The 9,846-nt window shown below is 46.7% G+C and carries 10 protein-coding genes; 7 read left to right on the top strand and 3 right to left on the bottom strand.

What is annotated here, in order from left to right:
- Positions 1–163 precede the first annotated feature (163 nt).
- Positions 164–1,381, top strand: coding sequence for a cation:proton antiporter (locus tag ACR0QE_RS01495; protein ID WP_432626613.1), 1,218 nt, complete (start codon positions 164–166; stop codon positions 1,379–1,381).
- Positions 1,382–1,459: 78 nt separating this feature from the next.
- Here ACR0QE_RS01495 and ACR0QE_RS01490 read toward each other — a convergent pair whose 3' ends face one another.
- The gene (locus tag ACR0QE_RS01490; protein WP_432626612.1) at positions 1,460–1,792 is read right to left on the bottom strand and encodes a VOC family protein; all 333 of its coding nucleotides are present in this window, start codon (positions 1,790–1,792) and stop codon (positions 1,460–1,462) included.
- A 308-nt stretch (positions 1,793–2,100) separates the two neighbouring features.
- On the opposite strand from ACR0QE_RS01490, the gene ACR0QE_RS01485 reads away from it, so the two are divergent.
- The 6 genes from ACR0QE_RS01485 (at position 2,101) to ACR0QE_RS01460 (ending at position 7,731) form a co-directional block, all read left to right on the top strand.
- Complete coding sequence (locus ACR0QE_RS01485; RefSeq protein WP_432626611.1) at positions 2,101–3,813, top strand: hypothetical protein; 1,713 nt, start codon at positions 2,101–2,103, stop codon at positions 3,811–3,813.
- Positions 3,752–4,204, top strand: a complete 453-nt coding sequence (locus ACR0QE_RS01480) for a GGDEF domain-containing protein (protein ID WP_432626610.1) — start codon at positions 3,752–3,754, stop codon at positions 4,202–4,204. The genes ACR0QE_RS01485 and ACR0QE_RS01480 overlap by 62 nt, the downstream gene beginning before the upstream one ends.
- 23 nt (positions 4,205–4,227) lie before the next feature.
- Positions 4,228–4,788: a hypothetical protein gene (locus tag ACR0QE_RS01475; protein ID WP_432626609.1), complete on the top strand. Its 561-nt coding sequence runs from the start codon at positions 4,228–4,230 to the stop codon at positions 4,786–4,788.
- Between the two features lie 75 nt (positions 4,789–4,863).
- A complete protein-coding gene (locus ACR0QE_RS01470) occupies positions 4,864–5,028 on the top strand; it encodes a hypothetical protein (protein WP_432626608.1) in 165 nt (54 codons plus the stop codon).
- A gap of 139 nt (positions 5,029–5,167) precedes the next feature.
- Entirely contained in the window at positions 5,168–6,400 is a 1,233-nt protein-coding gene (locus ACR0QE_RS01465; RefSeq protein ID WP_432626607.1) for a DUF2156 domain-containing protein, read from the top strand.
- On the top strand, positions 6,397–7,731 hold the full coding sequence (locus ACR0QE_RS01460; RefSeq protein ID WP_432626606.1) for an MFS transporter: 1,335 nt from the start codon (positions 6,397–6,399) through the stop codon (positions 7,729–7,731). The genes ACR0QE_RS01465 and ACR0QE_RS01460 overlap by 4 nt, the downstream gene beginning before the upstream one ends.
- A gap of 54 nt (positions 7,732–7,785) precedes the next feature.
- Here the strand turns inward: ACR0QE_RS01460 and ACR0QE_RS01455 are convergent, their stop codons facing one another.
- Together ACR0QE_RS01455 and ACR0QE_RS01450 are read right to left on the bottom strand one after the other, a co-directional pair.
- Positions 7,786–8,460: a GntR family transcriptional regulator gene (locus tag ACR0QE_RS01455; protein WP_432626605.1), complete on the bottom strand. Its 675-nt coding sequence runs from the start codon at positions 8,458–8,460 to the stop codon at positions 7,786–7,788.
- Positions 8,461–8,670: 210 nt separating this feature from the next.
- A complete protein-coding gene (locus ACR0QE_RS01450) occupies positions 8,671–9,693 on the bottom strand; it encodes an alcohol dehydrogenase catalytic domain-containing protein (RefSeq protein ID WP_432626604.1) in 1,023 nt (340 codons plus the stop codon).
- Between the last annotated feature and the right edge of the window lie 153 nt (positions 9,694–9,846).

The following is a 9,846-nucleotide window of genomic DNA, read 5'->3' as shown; positions in this document are numbered from 1 at the left end:
GTATTTGCAGGAGACACCTTCTTTCGTGAATGCTGTAAATGTTGGTTTGGGCACTTTCATTATACAACACAATCGAATTCAAGGTGTCTTTCTTTTATGCAAAATCACGAACTTGCTCATTTATAGTATATATATTTATTTGTCGGTATGAGGAGGAAAATTTATGTTAGCATCACTGTCACTCATTTTTCTGGTCGGATTGGCGCTCGGAGCGATCTGCCAGAGATTAAAACTTCCGAGAATTATCGGAATGCTTGTCACAGGAATTGTTCTGGGGCCGTATGTCTTAGACTGGCTTGACCCGTCGATTCTCTCGATCTCATCGGAGCTGCGCAAGATGGCGTTAATCATCATTCTGTTAAAGGCAGGATTATCGTTGAATTTGAGCGATTTGAAGAAAGCGGGGCGCTCGGCGGTTCTTCTGTCATTTGTCCCGGCATCGTGTGAGATTCTCGGGTATCTTTTGCTTGCGCCGGTGATTCTCGGGATCAGTCGGGCAGATTCGGCGGTGATGGGAGCGGTTCTTGCGGCAGTTTCCCCGGCAGTTGTCGTGCCGAGAATGGTGAACTTGATTGAGAAGAAATACGGAACGGAGAAGGCGATTCCGCAGATGATTATGGCGGGTGCATCCTGTGATGATATTTTCGTCATTGTGCTGTTTACAACATTCTTAAATATGGCGCAGGGCGGAAGTGCAAGAGTCATGGATTTTGTGAATGTTCCAGTCTCGATTGTCCTTGGTATTTTGATGGGAGCAGTTGTCGGATATGGACTCTGCCTGTTTTTTGAGACTTCTTACGCGCACAAGCATTGCGTTCGTAACAGTATGAAAGTCATCATTGTGCTTGGTGTCTCTTTTCTTCTCGTCTCGATTGAGACCTGGCTTGAGGGCGTGGTGTCTGTGTCAGGACTTCTCGCGGTTGTCAGCATGGCGTGTGTGATTAAATTAAAAAGCACATCGTTTGTGTCAAAAAGACTCTCGGAAAAATTTGGAAAATTGTGGCTTGGAGCGGAGGTTGTGCTGTTTGTGCTCGTCGGTGCGGCAGTCGATATCCGGTATACGCTGAGTGCCGGAATCCCGGCAGTGCTTATGATTTTTACAGCGCTGATTTTCCGAACTGTTGGTGTGCTGATCTGCATGGCGGGAACAAATCTGAACAGAAAGGAAAGACTGTTCTGTGTTCTTGCCTATCTTCCGAAGGCGACGGTGCAGGCGGCGATCGGTTCGGTACCGCTTGCCGTTGGTCTGCCGTGTGGAAATATTATCTTGTCCGTTGCCGTGCTTGCAATCATCATCACTGCACCGCTTGGTGCATTTGGGATCGACAGTACCTACAAGAAACTTCTAATAAAAGAAGACAATAGGGATGATAGAAAATAAAGGACGATATTTTTGTCAATGACTAAGAAAAACCGGGATGCGTGATGCATTCCGGCTTTTAAAATATCTGAAGCGTGATTACTCTCTCGGTTTTTTTAATTCGATTGCGAAACCGTCCGGCATATCGAACCAGTGTTTCTTGTCGGTATACTGTTTGCATCCTCTTGCGACTGCGCGCTCGATCACGGTATCCCAATCATCGGAAGCAATACCGATGTGGCTGTACATGCTTCCCATCTCTCCCATATCGTCCACTTCGTTCAACTGGATTCCCTCGTTAAACCATACCTGACGCTTCGGAGCTTCGCCTCTTTTGCGCTCCACCGTCATCTCAAAGACTTCCTCAAAAAATCGGAAGTACCAGTCGTAATCTTTTACATTTATAGCAACGTGATGAATCGTAGCGATCATAGTTTTTCCCCTCGTCTTTCTTCTTTTTTCAAATTTTAAACATTTTTTCTTTTTTGAATCATTTTTGAATCATTCTACCAAAACTGCCTGATGGATTTTATTATAATGGAAAAAGGAAAACGTGTAAAATAGAAATTTGTGTATTGAGTCATATAGAATTTTCTATGAGATTTTTATGAGATGCGCCTGCTGGCCGTTTTGTTATGGGAGAGCTTTTGGGGGACCTTGCAAGAATGGTCTGTTTTTTGGCTGGGAATTGTGGTAAGATAAGAAAGATTCTATCAAAAAAGCAGATTGAGGAAAGAGGCATGTTGACAGAAGTAGAAGTGTTCAAACGGTTTTGCGATGCGATATGGGAATATCACGCAGATACAAATCAGATTTACATTCATCATGATCGCACCACGCCGGAAATATGCGGAAAATGGAAAAATTATGAGGAAATTTATCGCTTGTATCAGGATCAGTATGTATACCGGGAGGATGTGGAAATCTGGCAGCAGTATATGAATCCGGAACATCTGAAGCAATTTCTTGAAAAAGAAGACAGGGAAGATCACTTTTTTGTCCGTATTGAGCATAAGGAAAAGAGTGAAAGCCAGAGGAAACATACGGGATTTCAGAATCGGTGGATGGAGTGGCATGAGGTTTATATCAGTCGGCTGAACGAGACGAGCGTCATGATCGCGAGCAGGGATGTGCGGGAAGAACAGCGCAATTCCACGATTGCGCAGGCGGTTCTCCCGGAGTTTGACTATGTGTGCCGGATTGATATAGCGACGAACAACTATGTGATCTACTATTCAGATAAAGAAAAGCATATCATTCCGAAACATGCGGCCGAGAATTATCACAAGATTATGGAGATCACGAATCACAAAAATGTTTTGGCGGAGGAAGTTGACAGTCTTTGCAGACATATGCGGGTGGAAAATGTCGTTGAGCATCTCGAACATGCCAGCGAATACATCCTGTATGCGACGATGGAGGAGAATGGAGTCGTCTCACACAAGAAACTTCGATTCTGCTATGTGGATTCCGAGAAAAAAGCGATTTTGCTGACGAGGACCGATGTGACCGGGATTATTCAGGAGAGGCAGAAACGGGAGAAAGAGGAGAAAAAACGCCTGAGCTATCTCGAAAATATGCCGGTGGCATTCTGTTCAATCGAGGTGCTTTTGGATGAGAACGGCGAGCCGAAAGATTTTCTGTTTACCTATAGCAATCGGGAACACGACAAACTCGAGGGAGCGGGATACGGGGAATTAATTGGAAGAAAATTCTATGATTATTTTAAGAATGGCGACCCCAAATGGCTGAAATATTATTATGAGACGGCATATGAGGGGATTCCTCATGTAATTCGGGAGTACAGCAGAGAGATCCAGAAAGAACTTCTGATCCACACGTTCCAGACAGAGTGGGGGCATTGCGAGTGTGTGATGCAGGACATCACGAAGGAATCGGTGCTCACTTTAGAACTTCACCGGAGCCGTGAGGAGATGAAACGGATTCTTGAGACGACAACCACACTTGTCTTTCAGTATGACCCGGAAAAATGTAAAGTCATTCTTGACCAGATCGGAATCGAGGAACATCAGAAACAGCAGAGTTTCTCAGAACAGGGCTTTTTTAAGGCGGTCACGGACAGAGGGCTGCTCGGAAGTACTTACGCAGAGCTTGTGAGAGATTGTCTGAAGCGCATTCGCGAGGGGGAGCACCATATTTCCGTGGCGATTCAGGCGAAGATGAGGCCGACAGAGAACTGGACCTGGTACCGGATGACGCTTTTTGACTATCTTGATGAGTACACGAATAATCGGAGAGTCGTCGGCTATCTTCAGAACATCGACCGGGATATGATGAAACAGGAAAAACTGCGACAGAGAGCGCGGACAGATGCACTGACGGGACTTTTAAATGTCGGCGCCGGGAAGCGGAGAGTGGAGAAACTCTTAAATGCCCAAAAGCAGAACAGGTCTGTCTGGATACAATGCACTGTTTCTGATGGACATCGATAATTTTAAGCAGATCAATGACACGATGGGGCACATGAAGGGCGATGAGACGATCCGGTGTTTTGCGCGTGTGCTCAAACGGACTTTCCGCGCGGAGGATGTGATTTACCGGATGGGTGGAGATGAGTTTGCGGTGTTTGTCGAGAGACTTCAGATGCCGGATTTGAATATTGACACGATTCTCCGCCGCCTGCGCACCCACATAGAAGAGGCGAGAGCGGAATTCCCATTTTTGAGCATCAGCACCGGAGTTTATCTCACGAACGGCGAGCATACTTATGATGAATATTATCTTCAGGCAGATCAGGCGCTGTACGAGACAAAGAAAAAGGGAAAGGATCACGATACGATCCGTAAAAACACAGAAGCCTTTGTCGAGCACAGACTGGAGTGAGGCAGAAGAGGGAGCGAACAAGCTTGAACAAGAATGATTTGAGAGAACAAAATGATTTCCGAAGAGATGGGAAGTCGACCGGCAGCCAGCTGGAACTGACGAGTCTGATGGCGGAGTATGAGAATCAGTTTGACCGCAGCAACAAGATTGACAACAAGGTTTATATCGCGATCACGTTCTGCGGATTTCTCTTTGTATTCATCATCGGACTTTTCAGCGGGATTTCCAAGCTTAAAATGCCGGAAAATGGGATTGGAATAGTTATTTCCGGGCTTTATATTTTGAGCTGCATTGCGGTGATGGGCGCCTATGTGTATGCGCTTGTATTTTTTATGGGACTGCTTCGGCCGGAACAGATTGCCAGAATGGATCCGGAGATTATGCAGAGAGAACATCTGGAAAATATGGGAGAGGAACAGGCGAGACTTTGCCTGATTGCGCTTTACCGAGAGACGATCAACGGAAATCTTGACCGGCTTCATCACCGCTGTGATGAGTTTGTCCGGGGACTGCGATTTATCTTATGGACAGTGATTCTGGCATTTGTCTGTTATGCATTTCAGATTCTTCTCAACATGATGTGAAAATAAAAGAGACAAGACAGAAATAAAAGAAACAAGATAGAAAGAATTACGGGTTTGAGGGTGAAAAAGAAGAAAATGGATAAAAATGAGAGAGAGAAAAAGCAAAAGAGAGAGATAAAAAATGACAGCACGCTGACAGCCTGGCTGCTTAAGACGATCGGAGCTTCCGCGATTGCAGGGATCTGCGAGATGAGTGGAAGTTGTGATGGCGAAGCAGTTTACCGGAATCTGCAAAGATAACAGCGACAGGGCGACAGAAAGACTTTTTGTGTCATATGTCAGTCTGTCATGGGAGATTTAAAGCTAAAAAAACATAAAAATCACAAAAATCAGAAAAACCAGAAAGAAAAAGAATTAGGAAAGGATTAGAATTATTATTATGACAACCAGGGAACGGACAGACTATGACTATCTTGCGGCGGCAAGGGAGATGAAGTATTTTCCGCTCACGGCGGAAGATGTGATCTCTCTGGCGCCGCTTTACACACTGCGCCCGAATCGAAGCTGTGACAGTGCACCGCTCGACCAGTACCTGTACCGGAATTTCTATCAGGTGAAGTACTGCCGCTTTGAGGATGCACTGTTCTTGATGTTCTTGAATGAAACGGATGAAGCAGATCCGGATACAACATTAAAGAATGCAACGTCAAAGGATGCAACGTCAGAAAGCGGAGAGAAACACGGTGAGGAAGCGCAGAATCTTGAGCAGAAAAATGAGAGAATGGAGATCTACGGTTTTCTCCCGTATTGCAGGGAGGAAGATCTTGCCCACTATCTGAAACTGGAGGAGACTTACTTCAATCAGGTGCTCGGTATTCCGCTTGTGATGACGAGTGCGGATCAGGAGGGAGTTGCCTGCCTAAAGGAGACGGACGCACTGACCGGTTATGAGGTGAATGAGGTCGAGGACATCCGCGACTACCTCTATGATGCGGAGTCACTCAGAACACTTGCCGGACGAAAGTACACGAAAAAGCGCAACCACATCAACAAGTTTTTGAAGGCATATGAGGACAGATGGGAGTACCGCACGCTGACTTATGCGGATCATGAGGAGATTCTCGCATTCTTGAAAAAGTGGATGGAGGCGAAACTTGCAGTCGGAGAGGGCAGCGGGATTGATGAGAATGGGGAGGTTTTCGACCCGGAGGAGGAGCTTCGCGGAGAATTTCTTGGGATTCAGGATATTCTCAGCCATGAGAATCTTTTCAATCATATCCGCGCAGGTGCCATCTATCTCGACGGGGAATTAAAGGCATTCTCGATGGGAGATTACAATGAAGTCGAGAAGGTGGCAATCATCAGCATTGAGAAGGCAGATCCCGAGATTCCGGGGCTTTACCAGATGATCAACCAGCAGTTCGCACTTCACGCTTACCCGGATGCACTTCTGATCAACCGTGAGGACGATGTCGGAATTGCGGGACTCAGAAAATCGAAGATGTCCTATTATCCGGTCGATTTTGAGAAGAAATATGTGATTACCCAGAAGAATTTTTCCGAAAAACAAAAGAATTGTGGAGCAGATCAGACGGAGAAAGAAAAGAGAGATGCTCGGTTCGCAGAGAAGAGTGAAAAGATCAAGAACGGCGGGGAGAACGCAGGGGAATGAAGCAGAAATCAGTTTGGGCGCTGACAGTCGCAGACGGATTTATGACGATGATCATTGAAGTCTGCCAGAGCGGTGCGGTTTCCTACTTTTACATGAAGAATCTGGGACTAAAGATCTCCTACATGACAATGGTCTGGACTGTCTTTGCGTTCTGGAATGCGATTGACGATCTGATTGCGGGATCGATCTCCGACCGGACGAAAAATCGCCTTGGACGGCGGATTCCGTATGTGCGATTTTGTGGTCTTCTGGCAGGAATCTTCTTTGCGCTCGCGTTTGTAAAGTTTCCGTTTGTGCAGTCCCAGCTAGGTCTTGCGATTTCGGCCTTTCTTGTGCTCGGGATGCTCGATTTTGCAACCTCGTTTCTGGAGATCACGCTATTTGCGATTCCGGTCGAGGAGACGCTCGACGACGGCGAACGCGGAAAAATTTATCTTCTCGAATTGCTCGCGGATGCGGTTGCCCTCGCTGTGCCGACTTATGTGATTCCTCTGCTTCAACCGGCACAGGGAGAGAGCACGACAGGATTTTCGGCTGTGATGTGTGTGATCGGCCTTGTCTCCGGTCTGGCGATCTTTTTCAGCTCATTCTACATGGAGAGCGGTTACCAGATCCCGGACGAGCAGGAACAGCCTCCGCTTCTGCCATACATTCTGGGCTTTTTAAAGAGCCGTCCGTTTCTGACGTGTGAATTTTTCAGCGTCTCGGTCTGGACGGCACTCAGTGTCTTCATGCTCGGCATGTACTATTATTTTGATGAAGTTCCGAACTGGAAAACGGCGTGCTACTGTGCACTTGTGGTTTCCGCTTCCTTCTCGATGTTTCTGTACTGGAAATTCCGGGAAAAATTCGGCACAAAGGGACTCTGCGTGATTGCGCAGGCAGGCGGAGCGGTTTTTATGGCGCTCGGCTATGTTGCCGGGATATTTTTCGGGAAAATGGTGTTTGCGGGGATTCTCGCGTTCTTCGGATACGGGTTTGCCTACATCGGAAATATGTTTTTCCTGTCGTTTATGATGGGAGATGTGGCAGATTACGATGAATACCGCAATGGTCTGCGCCGTGAGGGAATCCTTTTTGGCTTTGACAATATTTTCTGCTGCGTCGCAAACCTCTCGCAGGCGATGTTTTTGACGATCATTCTCGCATTCGGGTATGTGGAGCACCAGCCAGAGGGAACGCAGAGCCTTCTCGCCCAGCAGGGAATTCTGACTGCATGGCTTTTGATCCCGGCAGGAATTCTCGCAGTCGGAGCAATCTGCACCTACCGTTTCTATCCGCTCGACCGGAAAGCGGTTGTGCAGATGAAAAAAGAATTAGAGCATGCATAATAAAAAAATCCTCTCAGACAGCTTTCGTCTGTCCGGGAGGATTTTTTTGTGCTTTTAGCAGAAATACTCAGGGTAGGCCTCAGTCAGTTCCTGTCTTTCCGTGCGATGACGCGCCAAATGGCGTGTCATCAGCATTTCTGCCATTTCCGCATCGTGGCGTTTGAGCGCATAGAGAATATCCTCGTGGTCTGGAATCACATAGTCGAGATGTCCCTTTTTCGCAGAGAGTGCGCGAAGCCGGTCAAAATGAACCATCTGCTCTCGAATAATATGGTAAGACCACATTTTGTTGACGGACTGGAAAATCAACTGGTGGAACTCGTTATCCAGCTCAAGCATGCGGTCATTGTCTTTTGTCTCTGAGCATTGCCGTTGCTGTTGGATATTTTGTTGGAGGGCATCTAAATATGTCGGATCGATGCCCTCACAAGCCAGTTTCAATACGGCATTTTCCATCACAAGTCGGAGAAAACGAGATTCCTCCACAATGTCGTAATTAATTTTGGAAACATAACTTCCCTTTTGGGGAATGATCTCAACGAGTCCAATCCGGTTTAACTCAATCAGTGCCTCTCGGACGGGAGTTCGGGAGAGGGAGAGTGCAGAAGAAAGTTCGTTCTCACTCACAGAACTGCCGGGTGTGAGTTCCAGATGAACAATGTTGTACAAAAGTACCCGAACCGCATAAGAGCGTGCATTTTCGGAGCGTTCTTTTTCAAGAATGGTCATAGCAAAATCCTCACTTTGTTTAAGTTGAACATGTTGTCGAATGGCCAGCCGGATTGCATGCTTACATGTAAGTACGGAGGAACATTATCGGACAATCAAAACTTCACTTTTGATCTTTATTATACAACCGGCAGATTCTTTTCGCTAGTCTATTTTCCAATCTATTTTTCAATGATAAAATAAAAAAGTTCCTGTATGAATTACCCCGACTTAAAAATCGAATGTGAAGACGATTTTGCGGATGGACGGATCGTGACTGTCCACAAAATCAAAGGCTTCCTGTGCCTTTGTGAGCGGGAAGGTGTGGGAGATCGAATTGTTTAAGTCGAGGGTTCCTGCCTGAATCATCTCGATTGCCTTTCCAAACATCTTGTTCTGAAGACGGGAGCCTCTTACATCCAGCTCTTTGGAGGTGATCAGGAACTGATTGACTTCCGTCGGAGCGGTGGAAAATCCCATGGTGATGACGCGACCGGCGTTTCCGGTAGCCTGAAGCAACAGCATGAGAGAATTCTTCACACAGGCGGAATCGATCGAGACAGTCGTGCCTCTTCCGTGCGTATATTCCAGAACTTTAGCCTGAAAATCCTCGGTTGCGACATTGATCGTATATTTTGCACCGTGTTTTCGCGCCTCTGCCAGCTTATCATCCATGATATCAGCGACGATGATGTGGTCGCAGATCGTGTGAGCAATCTTGAGCATTGTGCTACCGAGTGCACCTGCGCCGTAGATCAGAAGCATATCGTCCGCGCACAGCTCCGCACGCGTGCATGCCTGAATCGCGATCGTAGTCGGCTCGATCATGACAGCATCCTGATCGGAAAGGGAATCTGGCAGAAGATAACAGTCAGATTCCGGGACAGCGATGAATTCCCGGTAGCCACCGTCAATGTGAACGCCTCTGACCTTCAGATTGTCGCAGACATTTCCACGCTTTCTCATGCAGGGATAGCAATGACCGCAACTGGTTACCTGATTGATAATCACACGGTCACCGACTTTCAGATGAGTGACCCCTGCGCCGATTTCTGCAACGACACCGACCATCTCATGTCCGATGATTCGGGGATAGGTAGCAGCTGCGTTCGTTCCATGGTAGATACCGACATCGGAACCGCAGATACCGGCAGCAGTCATTCTCACCAGAATGTTGTTTTTGCCGGAGAGAACCGGCTTTTCAACATCGATTACTTCTAATTGGTTTGGTTTTACAATCTGGACAGCTTTCATAATGGGAACACTCCTTTTCTTTTTTTGCTTGTTCATGTTTTGGTGCTTTGAGTTTTTTGAGTTTTCTTATTGTTGAGAGTATTGAGATACCAGATCAGAATCTTGACGATTTCTTGACTTGGCATCGGATACATAACTTACATACAAGTATGG

Source organism: Brotaphodocola sp. (assembly GCF_050873065.1).
GTDB lineage: Bacteria > Bacillota > Clostridia > Lachnospirales > Lachnospiraceae > Brotaphodocola.
This window is presented reverse-complemented; position numbering and strand designations above follow the sequence as displayed.

Coding starts and splice junctions, on each gene's coding strand:
- ACR0QE_RS01495 (WP_432626613.1), top strand. CDS start 164: ATGTTAGCATCACTGTCACTCATTTTTCTGGTCGGATTGGCGCTCGGA.
- ACR0QE_RS01490 (WP_432626612.1), bottom strand. CDS start 1,792: ATGATCGCTACGATTCATCACGTTGCTATAAATGTAAAAGATTACGAC.
- ACR0QE_RS01485 (WP_432626611.1), top strand. CDS start 2,101: ATGTTGACAGAAGTAGAAGTGTTCAAACGGTTTTGCGATGCGATATGG.
- ACR0QE_RS01480 (WP_432626610.1), top strand. CDS start 3,752: ATGCCCAAAAGCAGAACAGGTCTGTCTGGATACAATGCACTGTTTCTG.
- ACR0QE_RS01470 (WP_432626608.1), top strand. CDS start 4,864: ATGGATAAAAATGAGAGAGAGAAAAAGCAAAAGAGAGAGATAAAAAAT.
- ACR0QE_RS01465 (WP_432626607.1), top strand. CDS start 5,168: ATGACAACCAGGGAACGGACAGACTATGACTATCTTGCGGCGGCAAGG.
- ACR0QE_RS01460 (WP_432626606.1), top strand. CDS start 6,397: ATGAAGCAGAAATCAGTTTGGGCGCTGACAGTCGCAGACGGATTTATG.
- ACR0QE_RS01455 (WP_432626605.1), bottom strand. CDS start 8,460: ATGACCATTCTTGAAAAAGAACGCTCCGAAAATGCACGCTCTTATGCG.
- ACR0QE_RS01450 (WP_432626604.1), bottom strand. CDS start 9,693: ATGAAAGCTGTCCAGATTGTAAAACCAAACCAATTAGAAGTAATCGAT.